Source organism: Acinetobacter sp. YH12099, assembly GCF_013419195.1.
In the GTDB taxonomy this organism is placed as follows: domain Bacteria; phylum Pseudomonadota; class Gammaproteobacteria; order Pseudomonadales; family Moraxellaceae; genus Acinetobacter; species Acinetobacter towneri.
Map to the genome: position 1 here is coordinate 246,497 of NZ_VPAP01000001.1, position 21,386 is coordinate 267,882.

20 protein-coding genes are annotated in these 21,386 nt (G+C 41.0%); 9 read left to right on the plus strand and 11 right to left on the minus strand.

Going from position 1 to position 21,386, the window contains the following annotated elements; genetic code table 11:
• Window positions 1-11: 11 nt before the first annotated feature.
• A complete protein-coding gene (locus FTU39_RS01215) occupies window positions 12-479 on the minus strand; it encodes a YaiI/YqxD family protein (protein WP_004971836.1) in 468 nt (155 codons plus the stop codon).
• A 239-nt stretch (window positions 480-718) separates the two neighbouring features.
• Here FTU39_RS01215 and FTU39_RS01220 point away from each other — a divergent pair, with 239 nt between their 5' ends.
• Window positions 719-1,651 (plus strand): hypothetical protein, encoded by a 933-nt coding sequence (locus FTU39_RS01220; RefSeq protein WP_019837949.1) that lies wholly within the window; start codon window positions 719-721, stop codon window positions 1,649-1,651.
• A 489-nt stretch (window positions 1,652-2,140) separates the two neighbouring features.
• A complete protein-coding gene (locus FTU39_RS01225; RefSeq protein ID WP_004971840.1) occupies window positions 2,141-2,281 on the plus strand; it encodes a hypothetical protein in 141 nt (46 codons plus the stop codon).
• 95 nt (window positions 2,282-2,376) lie between these two features.
• Here FTU39_RS01225 and serC read toward each other — a convergent pair whose 3' ends face one another.
• Window positions 2,377-3,456 carry a 3-phosphoserine/phosphohydroxythreonine transaminase gene (gene serC, locus FTU39_RS01230; RefSeq protein WP_004971842.1) on the minus strand — a complete coding sequence of 360 codons (1,080 nt, stop codon included), beginning with the start codon at window positions 3,454-3,456 and terminating at the stop codon, window positions 2,377-2,379.
• A 256-nt stretch (window positions 3,457-3,712) separates the two neighbouring features.
• On the opposite strand from serC, the gene FTU39_RS01235 reads away from it, so the two are divergent.
• The 7 genes from FTU39_RS01235 to FTU39_RS01265 all read left to right on the plus strand — a co-directional run bounded on the left by FTU39_RS01235 (window position 3,713) and on the right by FTU39_RS01265 (window position 10,777).
• Complete coding sequence (locus FTU39_RS01235) at window positions 3,713-4,156, plus strand: hypothetical protein (protein WP_004971845.1); 444 nt, start codon at window positions 3,713-3,715, stop codon at window positions 4,154-4,156.
• Between the two features lie 255 nt (window positions 4,157-4,411).
• A complete protein-coding gene (locus FTU39_RS01240; RefSeq protein WP_035310653.1) occupies window positions 4,412-4,726 on the plus strand; it encodes a hypothetical protein in 315 nt (104 codons plus the stop codon).
• Window positions 4,716-5,529 (plus strand): IS5 family transposase gene (locus tag FTU39_RS01245; RefSeq protein WP_179989280.1). Its coding sequence is split into 2 segments (ribosomal slippage): window positions 4,716-5,102 and window positions 5,104-5,529, totalling 813 coding nucleotides; the frame shifts between segments, so codons are not numbered across the junction. The genes FTU39_RS01240 and FTU39_RS01245 overlap by 11 nt, the downstream gene beginning before the upstream one ends.
• 397 nt (window positions 5,530-5,926) lie before the next feature.
• Window positions 5,927-7,408 carry a TolC family protein gene (locus tag FTU39_RS01250; protein ID WP_004971852.1) on the plus strand — a complete coding sequence of 494 codons (1,482 nt, stop codon included), beginning with the start codon at window positions 5,927-5,929 and terminating at the stop codon, window positions 7,406-7,408.
• An 11-nt stretch (window positions 7,409-7,419) separates the two neighbouring features.
• On the plus strand, window positions 7,420-8,550 hold the full coding sequence (locus FTU39_RS01255) for an HlyD family secretion protein (RefSeq protein ID WP_005252470.1): 1,131 nt from the start codon (window positions 7,420-7,422) through the stop codon (window positions 8,548-8,550).
• Window positions 8,550-9,680: an ABC transporter permease gene (locus tag FTU39_RS01260; protein ID WP_180051620.1), complete on the plus strand. Its 1,131-nt coding sequence runs from the start codon at window positions 8,550-8,552 to the stop codon at window positions 9,678-9,680. The genes FTU39_RS01255 and FTU39_RS01260 overlap by 1 nt, the downstream gene beginning before the upstream one ends.
• Window positions 9,677-10,777, plus strand: coding sequence for an ABC transporter permease (locus FTU39_RS01265; protein ID WP_096901141.1), 1,101 nt, complete (start codon window positions 9,677-9,679; stop codon window positions 10,775-10,777). The genes FTU39_RS01260 and FTU39_RS01265 overlap by 4 nt, the downstream gene beginning before the upstream one ends.
• Before the next feature lie 27 nt (window positions 10,778-10,804).
• Here FTU39_RS01265 and FTU39_RS01270 read toward each other — a convergent pair whose 3' ends face one another.
• The 9 genes from FTU39_RS01270 to lysA form a co-directional block, all read right to left on the minus strand.
• Window positions 10,805-11,230 (minus strand): DUF3887 domain-containing protein, encoded by a 426-nt coding sequence (locus FTU39_RS01270; protein ID WP_136144202.1) that lies wholly within the window; start codon window positions 11,228-11,230, stop codon window positions 10,805-10,807.
• A 68-nt stretch (window positions 11,231-11,298) separates the two neighbouring features.
• Window positions 11,299-14,274 (minus strand): DNA gyrase subunit A, encoded by a 2,976-nt coding sequence (gyrA, locus tag FTU39_RS01275; RefSeq protein ID WP_167845878.1) that lies wholly within the window; start codon window positions 14,272-14,274, stop codon window positions 11,299-11,301.
• Between the two features lie 402 nt (window positions 14,275-14,676).
• Entirely contained in the window at window positions 14,677-15,609 is a 933-nt protein-coding gene (locus FTU39_RS01280; RefSeq protein ID WP_131261593.1) for an electron transfer flavoprotein subunit alpha/FixB family protein, read from the minus strand.
• An 18-nt stretch (window positions 15,610-15,627) separates the two neighbouring features.
• On the minus strand, window positions 15,628-16,377 hold the full coding sequence (locus FTU39_RS01285; protein ID WP_096901145.1) for an electron transfer flavoprotein subunit beta/FixA family protein: 750 nt from the start codon (window positions 16,375-16,377) through the stop codon (window positions 15,628-15,630).
• Window positions 16,378-16,923: 546 nt separating this feature from the next.
• Window positions 16,924-17,295 carry a hypothetical protein gene (locus FTU39_RS01290; RefSeq protein ID WP_168460177.1) on the minus strand — a complete coding sequence of 124 codons (372 nt, stop codon included), beginning with the start codon at window positions 17,293-17,295 and terminating at the stop codon, window positions 16,924-16,926.
• A gap of 282 nt (window positions 17,296-17,577) precedes the next feature.
• Window positions 17,578-18,492: a site-specific tyrosine recombinase/integron integrase gene (gene xerA, locus FTU39_RS01295; RefSeq protein ID WP_004971874.1), complete on the minus strand. Its 915-nt coding sequence runs from the start codon at window positions 18,490-18,492 to the stop codon at window positions 17,578-17,580.
• Window positions 18,492-19,130 carry an alpha/beta fold hydrolase gene (locus FTU39_RS01300; protein ID WP_096900946.1) on the minus strand — a complete coding sequence of 213 codons (639 nt, stop codon included), beginning with the start codon at window positions 19,128-19,130 and terminating at the stop codon, window positions 18,492-18,494. The genes xerA and FTU39_RS01300 overlap by 1 nt, the downstream gene beginning before the upstream one ends.
• A 131-nt stretch (window positions 19,131-19,261) precedes the next feature.
• On the minus strand, window positions 19,262-20,107 hold the full coding sequence (gene dapF / locus FTU39_RS01305) for a diaminopimelate epimerase (RefSeq protein WP_004971880.1): 846 nt from the start codon (window positions 20,105-20,107) through the stop codon (window positions 19,262-19,264).
• Between the two features lie 12 nt (window positions 20,108-20,119).
• On the minus strand, window positions 20,120-21,364 hold the full coding sequence (gene lysA / locus FTU39_RS01310) for a diaminopimelate decarboxylase (RefSeq protein WP_004971882.1): 1,245 nt from the start codon (window positions 21,362-21,364) through the stop codon (window positions 20,120-20,122).
• Window positions 21,365-21,386 lie beyond the last annotated feature (22 nt).

The following is a 21,386-nucleotide window of genomic DNA, read 5'->3' on the forward strand; positions in this document are numbered from 1 at the left end:
CGTGACTCGTATTAAGCAGTTTTACGTTTTTGCTTTTGGATGGTTTGATCTAGACTACTTGAAAACTCACGTTTATCACGTTCTGAAATAGGTGCTGGCCCACCTGTTTGTACGCCTGCACCACGCAAAGTATCCATAAAATCACGCAAATGCAGACGCGCTTTCACATTGGCAACAGTATAAATTTCACCACGTGGATGAATCGCTATTCCGCCCTTTTCAATCACTTGTGCCGCTAGTGGAATATCCTGCGTGATCACAATGTCGTGTTCCTTCATGCGATCTACAATTTCCTGATCGGCGGCATCGGCACCATGCATCACTTGAATAGAGTTAATCCGTACCGAAGGCGTAATCCCGACCGATTGATTGGCAACAAAAGTGACTTCAAGTTGGTAACGATCTGAAGCACGTAAAATGACTTCTCTTAGAATTTTAGGTAATGCATCTGCATCAACCCAAAGTTTAAATGGCAGCACTGTGCAACCCTGATAATAATATGCGACTAGTGTATCAAACTCATTACATTGCAGTATGTTTAAAATGCTCAGAATTGCATGCTAAAGTGTAGATGGATGTGATTTTGTTTCTGCTGCATCGCTGTCCACAATCTGTACAAATGCAGTGGCATTACATGAAATTTCAGCCAAAGACTTGAAAAATCGAAATAACCCTCGATCTAAGAGTAAAGAAAAGAACCCAACATCTCAAAGTGCTTATGAACAATCAAAATAGACCAGAAATCATCCGCATTGAAGATCAGAACTTCGGCAGCCATGTTGAACATTGGAATTTACTCACGGATGAACCCTGCACCGAAGTTCCAAAATGGTTAGGACTGGCTCTAGATGCACCAATTATGCCAATGGGTTTATGCCGCCAAGAAGCAGAAATGGATCAAAGCACATGGCTGATTCAAGGCCCAAGCAAAGAGGCAATTCAATTGACACAAGTGATTGCGGTTGAAAATAACAAACCACAAGCTGTAAAAACGGCTTTCCCTTGCTTTGAAAGTCCTTACAAAGTTGAAGCTAAAATTGAACGTATCATTAGCTGCAAATCTAACACTCAAGCGGTGCTTCGACTCAATTTAGGCAACAACAGTATTGTCTATGCTTTTGACAGTTTATACAGCGTCAACCATCAACAATACCAAAAAGATCAAACCTACTGGGTGCATTTAAACGCATGGGCGTATGAACTTGAAGCTGTTGCTGAAGGCGAACAATTGGTGGTCGATGATCCTGCGTCAATTAAACACCATCGTGCGCTGAATGATATTTTAGCAGCCAATGATGGTGTTGCACCTGCCAATCTGCAAGAACAAATTGACGCATGGCAACCTAAGTCCGAAGATGACAAAGCACCTGTAACGGTGGATTTTTCTAAAATGGTCGCATATTTATATGGCGAAAATATCGGTCAGGAAGATGAAGCTTGGTTTCAGGGCAATGTTGTTGGTAAAACCAGTTTTGAATTCATGAATCAAGCCTATACTGTTTATGATGTCACTCTAATTCATGATGAAAATCAGCCTGCGATTTTAATTCGTCTTGCAACTAAAAATCCTGCGCACCAAAACTTTGAAATTGGACAATACATTCGTGGCAATATTTGGATTCAAGCCAATATTCACAATATAAAACAGTAGTTTATTAAAAATAAACCTCAAAGTAGCTGTCTAAATAATAAATTCATATTCATCATCCCCCCATCCTCGCCTTCTCCTCAGGGAGAAGGAACTTTCAATACTTATTTCACTGATGGCTTATAATCAATTTTTGATTGTTAAAAGCGTGCTATTGATAGTATGAATATATTGATGCTTATTTAAGCATTTTAAATTCAAAAAAACGCAGTTATCCACAGCTTTAAATTTATTATAAATTCAAAATAAGCCATATTTTAAATCGAATATGTGGATAAGTTATTTTAAAACCCAAACATCTGCACCAAGCACCGTAGATAATCTGAAAGCCTTGAGTGGTGCGGATTTTAAAAATCAACACAGAATTAATTCATTATTGGCAGATATTATATTTAAAATAAAATTAGTACTTTATTTAATCAATTTTTTATGCTAAAAATATAGCCGTATTTAAATATTTAACGATAAATAGATCATCGGAAAATAATATCTATGAAAATCGTGCAAGAAGAAAACTTACAGCATGTAGAACATCAACTTGAGCAACGCTATCAGCTCGACCCGATGTCTTGCCTATTTTTTGCATTAGGCATGCTGCTCTCCGCCTACGGCTTACACTATTTTGTGTTCTGAGTTTCACTCATCAACAAGCCTCTATGACTTTTCACCTATTTCTATAAAAAAAACCCAGCTAATTCAGCTGGGTTTTTGCTTTTTACTACTATCAATTAACCGTGACGTTTTGCAAAGTCATCCATAAAGTTAACCAAAGCTTGTACGCCATCTAATGGCACTGCATTATAAATACTTGCGCGCATACCACCTACAGAACGGTGACCTGCCAAGTTCAACAAACGGTTTTCTTCAGCTTCTTGCAAGAATTGTTTTTCCAGTGCGGCATCAGCCAAAGTAAACGGAACGTTCATAATTGAACGGTTTGCGCTATAAATTGGATTCGCGTAGAAATCGCTTGAATCGATATAACCGTATAATAATTTCGCTTTTTCTAGGTTAGCTTGATGAATCGCATCTACACCACCGTTTTGCAATAACCACTCAAACACTAAACCAGACAAATACCATGCATAAGTTGCAGGTGTATTCACCATGGAATCATTTTTTGCCTGTGCTGAATATTTCAAAATGCTTGGAATTTCAGGCTTGGCTTGATCAAGCAAATCTTCACGTACAATCACAATGGTTAAGCCTGCTGGGCCAATATTTTTTTGCGCACCTGCATAAATCAGACCAAATTTAGATACATCTAAAGGTGCAGATAAAATGCTTGATGAGAAATCACATACCAACGGTTTGTCTGTTTCTGGAATATTGGCAAACTGCAAACCACCAATTGTTTCGTTATCTGCATAATGCACATAGGCAGCATCGGCAGATAAGTTCCATTGGCTTTGTTCGCTAATGGCATGCTTACCTTCAATCTGAATACCCGCTTCAACGACATGAATATCGCCATAGCGCTGCGCTTCTTTTAAGGCTTTTTCAGACCAAATACCCGTGTGGATATAATCTGCCTTGTTGTTTTTACCCAACAAATTCAATGGAATCGCAGAGAATTGTAGCGATGCACCACCCTGCAAGAACAATACTTTGTAGTTCTCAGGAATATTCATGAGTTTGCGCAGGTCTGCTTCCGCTTTTTCAGCCATGGCAACATAGTCGGCACTACGGTGGCTCATTTCCATGATCGAAAGACCTTTGCCATGCCAGTCAAGCATTTCAGCTTGAGCTTTTTCAAGTACGGCAGTCGGTAATGCTGCAGGACCAGCACAGAAGTTGTACGCGCGCATGATTTTTCCTTTCAGAGTGAAACACAATAAAATGATGGCATTTAACCATATCTGGCAGGGTCTTGCACAAAATTATTTCAATCTATGAGCCAAGATAGAGTCAAAAAATCAATGTAGATTCGAGGGATAAATTTACTAAATCAAAAAAAGAGGTTGAAATGTATGCGACAATATCTGTCGCAAATTGATCAAAAAAAACCACCCACTACTCCTAATTAAATGATATTTTAAATAAATATTAAAGGAGAAATAAACAATGACAACATTCCTCAATCACTTTAAGGTAGATAAAAATTTACTTGAAGTTGACTTCTTTGACCCTAATCTGGAAACAGATACTCGCTTATACATTGATAGTTATTATTTAACTCGTTGTGAGAACATACATTCCAAGTCTGCTCTGACTACTCAGCAAAATTTTATGAAATGTTTAATGGAAGCTCTTAAAGAAAAAGATGAAATTAAAGCAAGAAAATTATGCTCCCATTTTCCTGAGCCCAAATATACTGGCATTGGTGCAACTAAAGAAGGAGTAAATGGCAAAGGATCACACGATATTAAAGTTGAATATATACTCACATGCTTAAAGTCTTCTCAGGCAGCTCAGACAGGCTTATTAGAAGATCTTGAAGAATTAATATTAGTTGCAGATGGTATAGGTCCGGACACTATTTCAGATATAACGACTAGGGTCTGTTGACATTTCATAAATGGCTTGCGCTGTAGGCTAAAACTGAGCAGATCAGGCATGAAACGCAAGGAATAGCGAGATTATTGCTAAGTTTCATAACACAATCTGAGAAAGTTTTAGCCACAGCCTTTCAGGGCGAGCATATTTTTTGCTGCTATTGCGTTATGTGCCAGTCATTTAAAATGACTAAATTTCCTGTCCCATGCCTTATAGCAGCTAAAAAACCTTGCGAGATATATCTCTCATGCCGCAAACATAGACGAATTGTCAACAAACCCTAATATTTGCTTTAAACATTTTGCAGAATATACATTAGAACAATGTGAAAAATTAGGTATAGAAACGACTGAAACAAAAGAGGCTATTCATTTCTTTTGTGCAATCGATAACGAATGGAAAAAATCAAAATTTTCACTTCCTCACGCTCCTTGGGGGCCTAATAAAGTTGTTGGACCTGTAATTTTGTTACCTCAAAATATCTTGGAATCTATGATTAGCTATAAAACTAATTATTTTTTCACTAATATTAGACCTCTTGCGAAAGTAAAAAATTGTTTATACTCATCTCATGAAATATGAAAATTTAACAAGATTTAATGATGAAGAATTTAAACGACTTGTTGGAGTTCCTCGTCCATTATTCTTAAAAATGGTATCAGTGTTACAACATGCTGAACTTGCCAAGAAAAAATCTGGAAGACCTCATTCGTTGTGTTTAGAGGATCAATTGTTGTTAACTTTAAATTACTTACGCTGTTATAGAACTCAAATTGAGTTATCCGCCGACTATAACCTAGCTGAAAGTAATGTGAATCGTACGATTCAGAAAGTTGAAAATGCTCTGATTCAATCACGGATTTTCGCATTGCCGAAAAGGAATCAAAAGTTTAATGAGGGGGATTATGTAATCGTTGATGTTACTGAGTCACAGATTGAGCGTCCCAAAAAAACAAAGAAAATTCTATAGTGGTAAAAAGAAGAAACATACGCTAAAAACACAGGTCATTTTTAACCCCCAATTAAAGCAAATTGTAAGTATACAGATTGAAGATGGCAGAAAACACGATCTGAACATTGCGCGTAAGCATTTGAAGGAGATGATTATTTATCCTTATATCATAGCAGATTTAGCCTATAAAGGATTTCATCAGATTAAGAGTAAGTTACTCATTCCAATCAAGAAACCTAACAATTTATCATTACCCCAAATAGCAAAACAGATCAACCAAGAAATCAGTCGGCGTAGGATCACAATTGAACATATCAACGGCAAACTTAAACATTTTCGGATATTAACAGAACGCCATAGAAATAGACGGAAACGATTTGGTCTAAGAATGAATTTAATTGCTGGAATGGTGAATTGGATGCTCTTAAATTAACTTTCGCAAGAGATCTATTGCCACCCCTTTATTTAAAGAAGAAGTTTTACGTAGAGATGCTTCAGCAAGCTTTATTTATTCTTTAAAATCTGGCGAGAAAAGAGTGAATGTAAAAAAATGCGAGAGCAACATCCTGAATTTCGAGGGGGGAAAAAGCAATATGGATGAATTAATCGCAAAAAATCCAAGACTTTTAAAAGAATATAGAGAAAAAGTAGCTAAAAAACGCTATTTAAAAAGAAAAGGTAAAAAAAGAAGATTAGAGGACGCATAAGCGTGCTTTTTATAGACAAATGTACAAGAAACAATACTATAACTTTACACTAGTTCTATCTGCGAACCTTTGATTTATACTAGCGGGATAACATTACCGGCTTTATATCAGTTTAGCGACTTTATGAACTTAAAGAAAAATAAAAGACAGCTTGTCTGGGGTTTAAATCTGCTTGCATCTATGATGTATGGCAGCTTTGCTCATGCACAGAGCATCAGCTTTCAGGATGCTGAACGTCAGTTGTTGCAAAATTCTTATAGCAGCCAAGCCTATCAAAGTCTGGAACAGGCTTCAAAACTTGAAGCTGAAGCAGTAAAAGGCGTAGGTCTGCCACGTGTCGACCTGAATGTTCGTGCCTATGCCTTTCACAGTGAAGTCGATATTCCATTAAAGCAATTTAAAAATAATCTGGAGAATTCACTCTCTCAAGGCGTGAATGGCCGGCTTAATGAGTGGGAGGCCAGTAATGGCGTGGATCTACCTGCAGGTATTACCGATCCACTGCGTGATGGACTTAACAATACTATTCATAGCGGAGTTGGTCTGATTCCGGATACGTCTAATGTCATCCTTGAAGATCAGGTGATTCGCCCCACTGTTTCCGTGATTATGCCAATATATACTGGAGGCCTCACCCGTAGTGCCAAAGAAATTGCCAATATTCAGGTCGGTCGTAGTCAGCTCAGCAACAAACAGCAGCAAGATACGCAGCGTTTTGAACTGATTCAAAGTTATTTTAATGTGCAGCTCCAAAAGCAATTGCATGCAGCTGCGCTGTTTAATCTGAATGCCATGCAGCAGCATTATCGCAATGCCTTAAAAATGGAACAGCAAGGTTTTATCAGTAAAGGCCAGCGTATGCAATTTGAAGTGGCACGTAATAATGCCGAGCGCAGCCAGCAAAATACGCAGGCCAATTTGAATGCTGCGCTGTTCCAGCTGAATAATCTGCTTCAGGAAAGTAGCATCACTGAGCTTTCGACGCCTTTATTTGTCAATAAAACCGAGCCACAGGCCTTAAATCATCTGCTAAAAACTTTTAGTCAGAACTCTGCGCTGATTCAAAAAATGCAGCTGGATACCCAATTGGCCCAAGCCAATGTGAAAGCCCAGCAAGCAGCGAAAAAACCAAATGTATTTGCTTTTGGCGAATATAGTCTGGATCAAAATGAAAACTGGATTGTCGGGGTTGCCGCACGCTATAACCTGTTTTCCGGGATCGATAAAAACAAGAATATTCAGGCTGCCGAACTCAAACGCTCTGCAACAGAACTGCTTACTGCACGCACCCAGCAGGAAATTGAAAATCTGATTTATAAATCTTATAGCGAAGCACTTAGTGCACAGCAAAGTGATGTACTTCTGGCACAAAACTTGAAAGCCGCACAGGAAAATTTACGCATCCAAGAATTGTCTTTTAAAGAAGATACGGGCACCGCCACACAGGTCATCGATGCACAAAATATGCTGAGCGGACTACGAGCTGAAACTGCCTTGAATGCTTACAAATATGTGATGTCACTGGCCACACTATTACAAAGCCATGGCTCGATTGCAGAATTTCCAACCTACATTCAACATGCCAACACCCACTATATTCGCTAATGGAGCCGAACATGAACGAAGATCAAAAACCCAATGATCCTGTGAATGAAGTGGCTTCATCCAGCGATACAGAAAAATCGCCTGCGCAACAGGTAGAAACAAAAACTGAAATAGAAAACAACGCGACGACTTCGACCGAGCAACAACAAGCTCCTGAAATCGCTAAAAAGAAAAAATATTTATTGCTCGCCCTGATTCCAGTTCTGCTGGCAGTCATCGCTTTTGGATTGTGGAAAAGCTACCAACCAGCTCCGCTTGAATTGCAGGGTCGTGTAGAAGCTGAAACAGTTCAGGTGGCGACCAAAGTGCCAAGCCGTATTGAAGAAATCTATGTAGAAGAAGGTCAGCGGGTCAAAAAAGGCGATGTACTGGTGCGCTTAAACAGCCCGGAAATTCAGGCCAAAAAACAGCAAGCCGCAGCGGCTTTACAATCTGCGCTGGCCTTACAATCGACTGCTGAACGTGGCTCGCAGGAAGAAAATATCGCCAGTCTGTATGCCAACTGGCAATCGCTGAAAGCACAGCAAAATTTAGCCAAAGTTTCTTATGAGCGTGGTGCAAATTTATTGAAGGAAGGTGTGATTTCACGCCAGCGCCGTGATGAATTGTATGCAGCCAGTCAATCAGCGGCGCAAATGACAGAAGCAGCGTATCAGCAATACGCACGTGCCAAACGTGGCAGCACCTCGCAGCAAAAGAGTTCTGCCGATGCACAAGTAGATATTGCCCAGGCTGCGCTGGATGAAGCCAATGCTTTAGAAGCAGAAACCCAATTAGTAGCACCTGTAAACGGAACGGTGTCTAAAACCTATGGCAAAGTCTCGGAGCTGGTAGCCACCGCAGTCCCTGTGGTCAGCCTGATTGAAGATCAAATGTGGGTGAGCCTGAATATTCGTGAAGACCAATATGCCCCATTTCAGAAAATGAGCAGTATTGAAGGTTATATTCCCGCCCTAGATAAAACCGCCACTTTTCAAATTAGACAGATCAGTGCTGAAGGTGAATTTGCCACCATTAAGACCACACGTCAAACCGGCGGTTATGATGTGCGCAGTTTTAAGCTGCATCTTGTACCCACACCAGCGATTTCTGAACTGAAAGTCGGGATGAGCGTGTTATTTAAACTGAAAGAGACCCGATAATGTGGACGGGTATATGGCGCGAACTGCGCTATCTGCTCAGCGAAAAATGGGATCTGTGTCTGGTCACGCTGGCACCTGCACTGGTGATTATTTTATTCAGCAGCATGTTTGCTCAAGGGAAATCGGATCATTTACCGATTGCGATTATTGATCAAGACCAGAGTGCGCTGAGTCAAAGCATTTATCAACATGTGGCGCTGAATCATACTCTTAAAATTGCTACGGTGTCGGAACAAACAGCTGAAATTGAGCGCCTGTTAAATCAAAATAAAATTTGGGGTTATATCCATATTCCAAGCGGTGCCGAGCAACGTCTGGTTCGTGCCCAGGATGCTGACATCAGTATTGCTTTTAACCAGAGTTATTTCAGTATTGGAAATACCATTTCCTCGGCCATGCTGGTCAGTAGCCTACAAGCACTCGCTGAATTTAGCGGACAGCAATATCTGGGCAACCGACTCCCCTCTCTCGAAGCACCGTCACCGCATATTAAAATATCTCCGCTGTATAATCCGCAGCTGAATTATGAATTCTATCTGGAACCCTATGTCATTCCGGCAATTCTGCATTTACTGCTGTGTTGTTGTGTGGCATTTTCCGTCGGTCAGGAACTGAAGCGGCAGACCTTAACAAGCTGGATTAGCAACTCATCCATCTGGATGGCATTGCTGTCTAAGAACCTGATCTATGTGGCTATTTTTAGTCTATGGACCTGGATCTGGATGTTCTGGCTGATTGAAATTCGCGGCTGGTTTGTTGCCGGCTCGCTCGCTCTGATTCTATCGGCACAATTTCTGCTATATAGCGCTTATGCATTTTTAAGCAGTGCAGTGGTTCTGGCAACCAAAGATTTAAGTAAATCTTTTGGCATCATTGCGGTCTATGGTGGTTCATCTTTAAGTTTTGCCGGTGTGACTTTACCTTTAAATAATGCGCCCCTATTCACCCAGCTCTGGTCCAATATTATTCCGTTTACGCCCTATGCCAAATTACAAACTGAACAATGGGTGATTGGTAGTCCATTGCATATTTCACTGCAAGCTGGATTCATGCTGCTGATCTATGCCCTAGTTTACGCTCTGCTGGCTTATCTGTTTCTTAAAAAAATAGTTAAAGGAGCAGTCCAATGAAATCCCTCTGGTTTTACTATCTGCAAAGCTTTAAGGATATTGTCAGTCACGGCACGATCTTTACCACGCTTATTCTATCCGTCTTGTTTTACAGCTTTTTTTATCCAACCGCTTATCAGGCACAGCAGGCTGAAGCCTTACCGATTATTATTGTCGATGAAGAACAAAGTAACTTAAGCACCCGTATTATTGGTCAAGTGGCACAAAGCCCCAATGTGGAGATTGAGGCGATTACTGGCAATTTTTCCGAGGCCAAACAATGGGTGGAATCACAAAAAGCCGATGGTATTTTACTTCTGCCGGACAATTTATCGCAAAGCTTAAGGCATGGTGAAACAGGTGGCATTGGCCTGTATTTAAGTACAGCCAACTTTTTAGTAACCAAACAAATTGGTCTGGGCTTAGCCACATCAGTTGAGCAAACTTTGGCAGATTATACTGAACGCTTTGGCAAGGTCTCGGATTTTTCACCTGCCCTTTCTGTGCATCAAATTCCTTTATTTAATCCGCTGTCCGGCTATGGCAGCTATGTCTTTCCTGCGGTTGCACCTTTAATTATCCACCAAACCATTCTTTTGGGTTTGAGTATGCTGATTTTGGTATATCGGGAAAGAAAAATAGAATTAAACACAAATGCATTGATTGGGATGTGTTTAGCGGTCTTCACCATTGGTTGTCTGGGATGTTTCTATTTATTCGGCTTTAGCTTCTGGCTATTTGATTATCCGCGCGGTGGCAACCTGCTCGGGATGCTGCTGGCTGTTGCGGTTTTTATCTACACGATAATTGGCATGACCTGCTTATTTGCTAGTTTTCTGGATCTGCCGGAACGTGCGGGGCATGTCATTGTATTCACTTCTATTCCACTGTTCTTTTTATCTGGTGCGGCCTGGCCGCATGCTGCCATGCCCACCTGGATGCAAGTCGTTGGCGAAATCCTGCCCTCTACCCAAATTGTGCAGATGTTTATTCAACTCAATCAGATGGGTGTGCCTACAACACTGATCTTGCCTAAATTGCTCTATCTTGGAATGATCGGTAGCTTGTGCTTTTTTTTGGCTTATCGACGTTTAATTTCTGGTCATCAAAGCAGATAGAGCATTATAGCAATGCTCCTATTCCACTTATTTACCCGATTCGCCAAAGACTTGAATATTGAAATTACGAATCTTGTTGCTACCATTCGGCTTGTCAAAACTAACATCATACTGAACCAGATTTTCCAGATAGGCAATTTCATAGCTGACCTTATATTGCCCAAGCTGATTGGTTGCTTCTTCAATCTCTTTGGTCATTAAAGTCTTAGACTTGTATTCACCTTGAGGAATTGAACGTGAAAAGCGTTTCATCAGCTTTTCATTGTCCTTAAACTGGGTTTGCAACTGCGGCTCTAACTGATCCAAAAACTCGTCATACTTCCCATCACGCAAATCCTCATAGGCTAGCTGTGCCGCCTTTTCCTGTTCAGGACTCGGATCTGGAATATTGTCCATTGAATTACAGCCACTCAATGCAACCGCTGCTGCCAACAACATTAATTTGGTTTTCATCGCTTACCCTTATGCAGTCAACGTTTATAAAAAAGGACGCCGAAGCGCCCTTTTTATCAGTAAAAAACTTATTCTTCTACTGAATTTTCACCGTCTTTTTCCACTTGCTCAGTTTCAGCAACTGCATCCGTTTCAGCCACTAAAGATTCTGCACCTTCAATCGCTTCAACAAACTCGTCTTCTTCAACAGCTTCAATCGCTTCTACACCCACCAGTGTTTCGTTTTCACCCAAGCGGATTAAACGTACACCTTGTGCATTACGACCTGTTTGCGCCACTTCAGAAGCGCGAGTACGCACTAATGTACCGCCATCAGAAATCAGCATCAGTTCTTTGCTTTCATCAATAGCAACTGCACCGACCAATTCACCATTACGTTCAGAGGTCTTAATGGCAATCACACCTTTACCACCACGTTTTTTGGTTGGGAAGTCGTCTACAGGTGTACGCTTACCATAACCATTCGCCGAAGCACACAAAACTTCGCCTGTTTCTGGTACTACGACTAGCGATACGATACGGCTGATGAGTGCTGAATCTGAACTGTCTTCATCATCGCCATCGACTTCTACATCTTCTACATCTTCAACTTGTGCTGAACCGAAGCTAACACGCATACCACGTACGCCTTTGGCCGCACGACCCATTGAACGTACATCGGTTTCAGCAAAACGAATCGCTTTACCTTCATTGGAGAACAACATAATTTGCTGTTCGCCATCGGTAATTGCAACACCAATTAAAGTGTCTTCTTCATTCAATTCAATGGCACGTAAACCATTCGAACGTACGTTACTGAATTGTTCCAATTCAACACGTTTCACTGTACCTGATGCCGTTGCCATAAAGACATAAAAGTTTTTACGCAAGGCTTCTGCTTGTGATGCAAATTCTGCAATGATCTCATCGTCTAAATCGGTTGCAGAAAGCTCTACACCCAATTGTTTCAATTGCACACGCAATGCATCAGATAAATCATCACCATCTGCTAATTCAGCAAAGGCAGCTTCTAATTCTGCATAATGTGCAGCAATGATTGCGTTGGTTTGTATATGTGTAGCATTGGCTTTTACATAGCTACGGAAGTCTGCCAAACGCTCGGTAAATTTCTTCGGTGCATCAATGACAGGTAAAATCGCGGTGATGGTTTCATTGGCATCTAATGGCAATAAGTTCACCATTGGACGACCTTTCGCACCACGCGATGCCTGTGGCACTTCAAACACTTTCAGACGGTAAACTTTACCCACATCGGTAAAGCACAGCACCGTTGCATGGTTAGATGTCACGATTAAATGCTGCACATAATCATCTTCTTTCATCGACGTTGCAGATTTACCACGACCACCACGACGCTGCGCTGCGTAATCTGACAATGGTTGAGTTTTTGCATAACCTGTTTGTGATACTGTCAGTACCACTTGTTCTTCTGGGATTAAATCTTCACGCGAGAAATCAATGCGAGATTCTACAATTTCAGTACGACGTGCATCGCCATATTGCTGTAAAACTTGCGCCAACTCTTCACGAATCACGCCCATCAACAAATTAAAGTCATTCAAAATTGCAGTTAATTCAGCAATTTGTGCCAAAATTTCAGAATATTCTGCATGTAACTTGTCTTGTTCTAGACCTGTTAAACGATGCAAACGTAATTCTAAAATTGCGGTCACTTGCGCAGGTGATAAACGATAGACCTGACCATCTAAACCAAACGGGCGGTTAGGGTCTTCGCCTTCAATTTCATCTGGGCGTACAGAAACTGAACCTGCTTTTTCCAATAACGCAACTACACCGCCTGCTGCCCACTCGCCTGCCTGTAAACGCTCACGCGCTTCGGCTGGGTTGGCAGAAGATTTAATCGTTTCGATGATGGCATCAATATTGGCCAACGCAACGGTTAAGCCTTCCAAGATGTGCCCACGTTCACGCGCTTTACGCAACTCGAACATGGTACGGCGGGTCACTACTTCTTGGCGGTGACGAATAAATGCCGCAATAATATCTTTCAGGTTCATCAATTTTGGCTGACCATTGTCTAGGCAGACCATGTTGATGCTGAATGAGTTTTCTAACTGCGTATTTAAGAACAGGTTATTCACAATCACTTCAGCGTTTTCACCACGCTTCAGATCAATTGCAATACGCATCCCTTCTTTATCAGACTCATCACGTAATTCTGAAATACCTTCGAGTTTCTTCTCTTTCACCAGTTCAGCAATACGCTCAATGGTTTTGGCTTTGTTGACCTGATAAGGGATTTCAGTAAAGACGATGGTGGTACGACCAGATTTTTGATCTTCTTCAAAATGGTACTTACCACGAATATGCAAACGGCCTTTACCTGTACGGTAAGCATCAACAATGCCTGATTTACCGTAAATAATACCGCCTGTAGGGAAGTCTGGACCTGTGATATGTTCCATCAACCCTTCAATTGAAATATTTGGGTTGTCTGCATAAGCCAAACATGCATGCACCACTTCAGTCATGTTGTGCGGTGCCATATTGGTCGCCATACCTACAGCAATACCTGCAGCACCATTGACCAATAGGTTTGGAATACGAGTAGGCATCACTTGAGGAATACGCTCAGAGCCGTCGTAGTTATCTTCCCAATCGACAGTGTCCTTTTCTAAATCGGCCAACAGTTCATGAGTAAGTTTGCGCATACGGACTTCGGTATAACGCATGGCTGCGGCACTATCGCCATCAATCGAACCGAAGTTACCCTGACCATCGACCAATTGATAACGCAAACTGAAATCTTGCGCCATACGAACAATTGTTTCGTAAACTGCATAATCACCGTGAGGGTGATATTTACCGATGACGTCACCGACTACACGGGCAGACTTTTTGTAAGCTTTGTTGTAGTCATTGCCCAATTCGTGCATTGCGAATAGCACACGACGATGCACAGGTTTTAGACCATCTCGTACATCTGGCAGCGCACGTGACACAATCACGCTCATCGCATAGTCTAAATACGAGTGCTTGAGTTCATCCTCAATGGCAATCGGTCTAATTTCCGATACGCTCATGCATACTCCTTATTCTGCAAACAAATTTTGCTTGCATTTTATATGTCGTAAAACTTGCAAATGATTAGCCTGAAATGCAGGCTAAAAATAAAAACTAGCGAAAAATTATAGCATATACGCCTGTGTTTTTGTGCTTTAGAGATGATCTTAATCTTGTTAATTTACTTAAATTTAACGGTGATTTTTTAGGCAAAAAATATTCACACCCAAGAAACAAAAGTGCTTCATATTTTTAAGAGTCACGTCAAAATATCTTCAACATATACTTGCTCGATATGTACCCACATATACGCTAAGTTCACATAATGTACTTAAAACCAATCACTGCATCTTAATTAAAAAAGACAATAAAAAACGCCCCTATGCTATTCACATAGAGGCGTTTTTGACTGTGTTCAGTAATTAGATTTTAGATACTAACTCTGGAACAACAGTGTTCAAGTCACCCACTAACCAGTAGTCAGCTACTGCGTTGATTGGCGCTTCTTCGTCTTTGTTGATCGCAACGATCACTTTAGAGTCTTTCATACCTGCCAAGTGCTGAATCGCACCAGAGATACCTACAGCGATATACAAATCAGGTGCAACGATTTTACCTGTTTGACCAACTTGCATGTCATTTGGTACGAAGCCCGCATCAACTGCTGCACGAGATGCACCTTGTGCTGCACCAAGTTTATCCGCTAATGGATCAAGCACTTTGTGATAGTTCTCACCAGAACCTACACCACGACCACCAGAAACCACAATACGCGCTGCTGTTAATTCTGGACGCTCTGATTTCACAATTTCTTCAGATACGAACTTAGAAATACCCGCATCACCTTGTGATGCAGCAGCTTCAACTGCAGCTGAACCACCTTCTGCAGCAACAGGGTCAAATGCTGTACCACGTACAGTACCCACCACAATCGCTTCTGAAGATTCTACAGTCGCAATTGCGTTACCTGCATAAATTGGACGCTTGAATGTTTTTGCAGAATCTACAGCTACGATGTCTGTGATCATGCTGACATCAAGAAGTGCAGCCGCACGCGGTAAAATGTTTTTACCTGTTGTTGTAGAAGCAGCAAGGATATGGCTATAACCTTTGCCTAACTCTGCAACAAGTTTTGCAACGTTTTCAGCCAATTGATTTGCATAAGCAGCATCATCAGCAAGCAATACTTTGCTTACGCCTGCAACTTTAGCTGCTTGGTCTGCAACTGCTTGTGCACCAGAACCCGCAACCAATACAGTGATATCACCACCGATTTTTTGAGCTGCAGCAACAACGTTTAATGTTGCACCATTTAGTGCTTTATTGTCGTGCTCAGCGATAACTAAAATACTCATGATTTTTATCCTTCTGTATTAGATCACTTTCGCTTCGTTTTTCAATTTTTCTACAAGCTCATCTACAGATTTCACTTGTACGCCCGCTTTACGCTCAGCAGGTGCTTCAACTTTTACAGTTTTCAGCTTAGTACCTGTTGCAACGCCATAATCTGCAGGAGATTTGGTGTCTAGCGGTTTTTTACGTGCTTTCATGATGTTTGGAAGTGCCGCATAACGTGGCTCATTCAAACGTAAGTCAGTGGTGATGATTGCAGGAAGTGCAAGCTCAACAGTTTGTAAACCACCGTCAATTTCACGTGTTACCTGAACTTTGTCGCCATCTACTTTTACTTCTGAAGCAAAAGTACCCTGACCTGCACCAAGTAAAGCGCCTAGCATTTGACCAACTTGGTTAGAGTCGTCATCAATAGCTTGCTTACCCAATAAAATAAGTTGTGGTTGTTCTTGTTCAACAACACCTTTTAAGATTTTAGCCACTTCAAGTGCACCAATCTCATCGGCTGTTTCAACCAAAATACCACGGTCTGCACCAAGCGCCATTGCAGAACGAATTTGTTCCTGCGCTTCTTTAGGACCAATGGATACCACTACGATTTCTGAAACAGTTCCTTTTTCTTTTAAACGAACCGCTTCTTCCACTGCGATTTCACAGAATGGGTTAATTGACATCTTAACGTTAGTTAGGTCAACTCCACTATTATCCGGCTTAACGCGAACTTTAACGTTGGCATCTACCACACGTTTTACAGCAACAAGAGCCTTCATGTAATCCTCGGCTGTTTTAGCAAAAGTAAATATTGAGAAAAGTTAATAATAACTCTTCGCTTTAAATTTTTTAGGTGTCCTATCTTGCTATGTGATCGGCATTTCGGTCAAGTCAGAATTGTCTAAACAAGGCTAAAAATGACCAAAATTAACTGAACGATGCGTTCATACTTTTTTATTTCTAAAAATTAACAAACCAAGCGACGACTATATAAGCAATTTTAAGCTTTGATTTATATTATGTTTTTTATTGATTTATAACATCAACAAGATTGATTGAAAAATAGTTTAAATACAAAGATGTCTACAAAATATGCAAAATTCCTTACATAAAAACCGTTAACTAAACTGTCATTAAAGATAGAAACTGCCCTTATTTGCTTATTTTTTCCTGATAAAAACACCCTTTTTAAATGTGACTGTTAGTTCACTTCACAACATTGAAGCTTTTATTGGATAAGAAAGAAGCAATCTTTTGTATTTTAATGAGTATCAATGCACTACAACCCCATTACCTTCATGATTTAAGGCATAAAAAAACTCAGCTTAAACTTGCTGAGTTTCTAGGAAATCACGGTGAATATGGCTTAAATCAATCAGCTCATAGGCCTGTAAATTAAAAATTTCCCAAACCGCCAAAAAGTCTTCTTTCAGGTCAATTTTACTGGCACTGTTTGGACGTTCTTGCCACTGTTGATCTGAAATCCATAAATAGCTTTGTTGAGTCTGTGGGTTGATCGCTTGCATTTTACCTTCTGCATTAATGCCCTGAACTTGGCAATGCGCTGGCAATTCTTGCTCAATCATAGGCAAGCTAATCTCTACAAAGTGTTTTACCTGACGTAAGCCATAGCCAGCAAAAATTTCTTTTTGACTCGGACTGAGCTGGTCATATTTTTCTTGAAGATTTGAAATCATGGTTTTGCCTATCATTTGATATCCAAAGTATTATGCAGTGGAACAAAAAATAATGTCATCCATGTCTATTATTCGTGTGACCCACTCTTTCTGCTTCTTTATACTGCATAACGCACTTTTTTATTATTCTACAATAGTTGCAATGACATCTTGGTGAAAGCGCTTTTACTTAAAGTATTAAGTACAGCACAAAGGCTTTACAACTGACTGTGAGAAAAATATTTGCAGTATAAAATAGCTATATTTTAACTTGCAAAAATAATGCCGACTTTAGGTAAAGCTTTACTTTTTACTCGCACGTGGATGTGCCTGATCATAAACTCGCGCTAACTGATCAAAATCGACATGGGTATAAATTTGCGTGGTGCTTAAATTGCTATGCCCAAGCATTTCTTGGACTGCACGTATATCCCCACTATTCGACAGCATGTGACTTGCAAAACAATGTCGCAATAAGTGCGGATGCAAATCGACATTAACGCCCGCACGCTGCGCCTGAAACTTCACCCGATTTTCAATTTGGCGTGCTTTTAAAGGTTCACCTTTTTGAGTAATAAACAATGCTGCATCGGGTACAAAATCGCCCTGCCATAAAGGGTAAATCTGCAGCCATTGCATCACCGCATCTTTGGCTTTGCGACCAAAAGGCACTATACGGGTTTTATTGCCTTTACCCGTAATGCGCAGCAATTGACGGTTAAAATCTAAATCGCGGATACGTAAACTTTGTACCTCTGCTAGGCGCAAACCACTCGAATAGAGCAATTCTAAAATCGCTTTATCGCGTCGCCACATTTGTTGTTGTACTTCAGTTTCAGGTTCAGGCTGATCCAAAATTTGATGAATCGTTTCAATATCAATCAAACCCGGCAAAGGTCGTGGCTGACGTTTTAGCTGAAAATTATCAATTGGATTAAATTGTAAATACTGCCCTTGCTCGGCCCATTTCATAAACTGACGAATCGCTGACAACATGCGCTGTAAACTGCTGCTATTTAACTGTTGCTGTTCTACTTTTTGCGCTAAATAATGGCGCAAATCTGCAGCCTCTACATCATATAAGGCAAGTTGTTGTTGCTCACAAAAGCTAAAAAAATCGTTTAAATCGCGTGCGTAGGCTTTTAACGTATGCGGTGACTGCTGTTGTATTTCTCGTTCTTTGAGCCACATCTTTAATAGTTGCTGCGGATCGTACATTAGTCACGCTCCGATTGCTGAACTGCGGCAAACTGAGATAAATAAGCAGCAATGTGTTCAGCCGCCTGATCTGCATGTGTTTCTAAAAACAAATGATCACCATCATGCACAATTTTTAATACGGCTTGTGGAAATTGTTGTTGTAAAAACTCACCTACCGCCAGTGGACTTATCGGGTCTTGATCACCCCATAACAACAAAATAGGCATGTTGATTTTAGCAAAGTCTACCGTGTAATCGGCCTTTGCCTCTACAAACCAGTCAGGATAATTTAAATCACTTGCTTGATAGTCTTGTCGCCAATCTTGCACCTGAAAACTGCTTAAATCCATGCCACCAGATGTTGCAACCAATACTAATCCTTTGACTTTTTCTGGATATTGCAACGCGGCAGCAACTGCAAAAATACCACCCATCGACTGTGCAATGATAATGCAATCATCTGGGATATTCGCCAACACATAAGCCTGCAAACTTGCAAAATCATGTACCTGTGAATGTGCAGGTTGATGATTAAATTCAGGATAAGCCACAATTTTTACAGCATTCTGCCACGGCAATTTTTCAATTTTTTCGATTAGCGGATGAAAAAATGCGGTATTGCCTGAAGCGCCAGGTAAAAAAATCAGTTGCGGCATAATGAGTAGAAGTTTTTAGAGTGACATTCAGTACAGCATACCTGATCCGTGCTGCAAGATACAAAAAAGCACCATTCGTTTTGAATAGTGCTTTTAAGTAAGATAAGAGCTGTTCATGTTAGAACGAAACATCAGCCCTGAAAATAATTTAAATCCAAACGACCGTGATAGACATTAGCAGTTGGCCCTGTCATCCACACCACATCGCCTTCACGCCATTCGATTTGCAACTTACCACCTGCCAGTTCAATTTCAACTGAATTAGACAATAAGCCACGGCGCATACCCGAAACGGCTGCAGCACATGCACCTGTACCACAAGCCAAGGTTTCACCTACGCCACGTTCAAACACACGCAAACGCGCATGTTTTTCGTCAATGATTTGCATAAAACCTGCATTGACGCGCTGTGGAAAACGCTCATGTGATTCCACTTGTGGGCCAATACCTGCAACATCGGCAGTCAATACATCAGGCACAATGGTCACAGCATGAGGATTGCCTATGTTCACCACATCAATGGTCAATGCAGCACCATCTTTCAGCGCAATGTCATATAAGTTATCAGGCTCATCGGCAATGAATGGAATCTCATGCGGCAAGAATTTTGGATAGCCCATATTCACCCGCACCCAACCGTTTTGCCCCAATTCAGGCTCTACAATGCCTGCCTTGGTTTGCACCTTGATTTTGGTTTTGGTCGTAAGCTGACGTTCATGCACAAAACGTGCAAAACAACGCACACCATTGCCGCACTGCTCCACTTCAGAACCATCGGCATTGAAAATGCGATATTTAAAATCGACATTTGGTAAATCGGGCGGTTCCACAATCAGGAGTTGGTCAAAGCCAATCCCGAAGTGGCGGTCTGCAAGGCGTTGAATAGTCAGCGCATCCAAATACGCACGCTGGCTGATGAGATCAACCACCATGAAGTCATTGCCCAGACCATGCATTTTGGTAAATTCTAATAACATCTCGAATTCCCCTTATGGCAATAAACGCTCTCTTTCCCACAGCGATTCAATGCTTTCACGTTCACGAATTAAATGTGCTTGATCTGCATCGACCATGACTTCAGCTGCACGACCACGGCTGTTGTAGTTAGAACTCATCACAAAACCGTATGCGCCCGCACCCATTACAGCTAAAACATCATTTTCTTTGATCGCAAGCTGACGTTCTTTACCCAAGAAATCACCTGTTTCACAAATTGCACCAACCACATCCCACTCTAGCGTTTCAACATCAGTACGTGGGGTTACGGGCTGAATGTCCATCCATGCTTCATATAACGCAGGACGGATTAAGTCATTCATGGCAGCGTCAATAATCGCAAAGTTACGATGATTGGTCGGTTTGAGTAAATCAACTTTTGTTAGCAGCACGCCCGCATTGGCAGAGATACTACGACCCGGTTCCATATACACTTTAAGACCTAACTTTTCTAAAGCGGGACGTAAAGCATTGGCATATTCTTCAACCGTTGGTGGAGTTTCATCTTTATAAGTCACCCCTAAACCACCGCCAATATCAATGTGTTTTAGCTGAATACCCATTTCTTTTAAGGTATCAATCATCACAATCACGCGATCTAAAGCATCGACAAACGGTTGTGTTTCGGTCAATTGTGAACCGATGTGACAGTCAATTCCAACGATATCTAAGTTTGCTAAAGAAGCCGCATATTCATAAGTGCTATATACCGAATCAGACGGAATCCCGAACTTGTTTTCTTTTAAGCCTGTAGAAATATAAGGATGGGTTTTGGCATCGACATCTGGGTTAACCCGTAATGAAATTGGTGCTTTGACATTCATGCTTGCCGCAACTTTTTGAATACGGTCTAATTCTGCATGCGATTCTACGTTAAAGCAGGCAATCCCAACTTCCAACGCTTTTTGAATATCGGCTTCAGTTTTACCTAAACCTGAAAAAACAATTTTCGATGCATCACCACCTGCTTTGAGAACACGCGCCAATTCACCGCCTGTCACAATATCAAAACCTGCACCCAACTTAGCCAATACATTCAATACCGCAAGATTCGAGTTTGACTTTACCGCAAAACAAATTTGATGATCGATAAAGTGGAAAGCACGATCCATATCTAAATAATGCTTTTCAAAAGTCGCTTTTGAATAAACATAGAGTGGTGTGCCAAATTGCTGTGCGAGTTGTTGTAGCGAACATTGCTCGGCGTGCAAAACCCCTTGAATGCGGGTAAAACTCATGAATGTATCCTTTATCTAGAAA

Bases quoted from the DNA above. Each gene is read 5' to 3' on its own strand.
- FTU39_RS01220 (WP_019837949.1), top strand. From the start codon at position 719: ATGAACAATCAAAATAGACCAGAAATCATCCGCATTGAAGATCAGAAC.
- FTU39_RS01225 (WP_004971840.1), top strand. From the start codon at position 2,141: ATGAAAATCGTGCAAGAAGAAAACTTACAGCATGTAGAACATCAACTT.
- serC (WP_004971842.1), bottom strand. From the start codon at position 3,456: ATGCGCGCGTACAACTTCTGTGCTGGTCCTGCAGCATTACCGACTGCC.
- FTU39_RS01235 (WP_004971845.1), top strand. From the start codon at position 3,713: ATGACAACATTCCTCAATCACTTTAAGGTAGATAAAAATTTACTTGAA.
- FTU39_RS01250 (WP_004971852.1), top strand. From the start codon at position 5,927: ATGAACTTAAAGAAAAATAAAAGACAGCTTGTCTGGGGTTTAAATCTG.
- FTU39_RS01255 (WP_005252470.1), top strand. From the start codon at position 7,420: ATGAACGAAGATCAAAAACCCAATGATCCTGTGAATGAAGTGGCTTCA.
- FTU39_RS01260 (WP_180051620.1), top strand. From the start codon at position 8,550: ATGTGGACGGGTATATGGCGCGAACTGCGCTATCTGCTCAGCGAAAAA.
- FTU39_RS01265 (WP_096901141.1), top strand. From the start codon at position 9,677: ATGAAATCCCTCTGGTTTTACTATCTGCAAAGCTTTAAGGATATTGTC.
- FTU39_RS01270 (WP_136144202.1), bottom strand. From the start codon at position 11,230: ATGAAAACCAAATTAATGTTGTTGGCAGCAGCGGTTGCATTGAGTGGC.
- gyrA (WP_167845878.1), bottom strand. From the start codon at position 14,274: ATGAGCGTATCGGAAATTAGACCGATTGCCATTGAGGATGAACTCAAG.
- FTU39_RS01280 (WP_131261593.1), bottom strand. From the start codon at position 15,609: ATGAGTATTTTAGTTATCGCTGAGCACGACAATAAAGCACTAAATGGT.
- FTU39_RS01285 (WP_096901145.1), bottom strand. From the start codon at position 16,377: ATGAAGGCTCTTGTTGCTGTAAAACGTGTGGTAGATGCCAACGTTAAA.
- FTU39_RS01290 (WP_168460177.1), bottom strand. From the start codon at position 17,295: ATGATTTCAAATCTTCAAGAAAAATATGACCAGCTCAGTCCGAGTCAA.
- xerA (WP_004971874.1), bottom strand. From the start codon at position 18,492: ATGTACGATCCGCAGCAACTATTAAAGATGTGGCTCAAAGAACGAGAA.
- FTU39_RS01300 (WP_096900946.1), bottom strand. From the start codon at position 19,130: ATGCCGCAACTGATTTTTTTACCTGGCGCTTCAGGCAATACCGCATTT.
- dapF (WP_004971880.1), bottom strand. From the start codon at position 20,107: ATGTTATTAGAATTTACCAAAATGCATGGTCTGGGCAATGACTTCATG.
- lysA (WP_004971882.1), bottom strand. From the start codon at position 21,364: ATGAGTTTTACCCGCATTCAAGGGGTTTTGCACGCCGAGCAATGTTCG.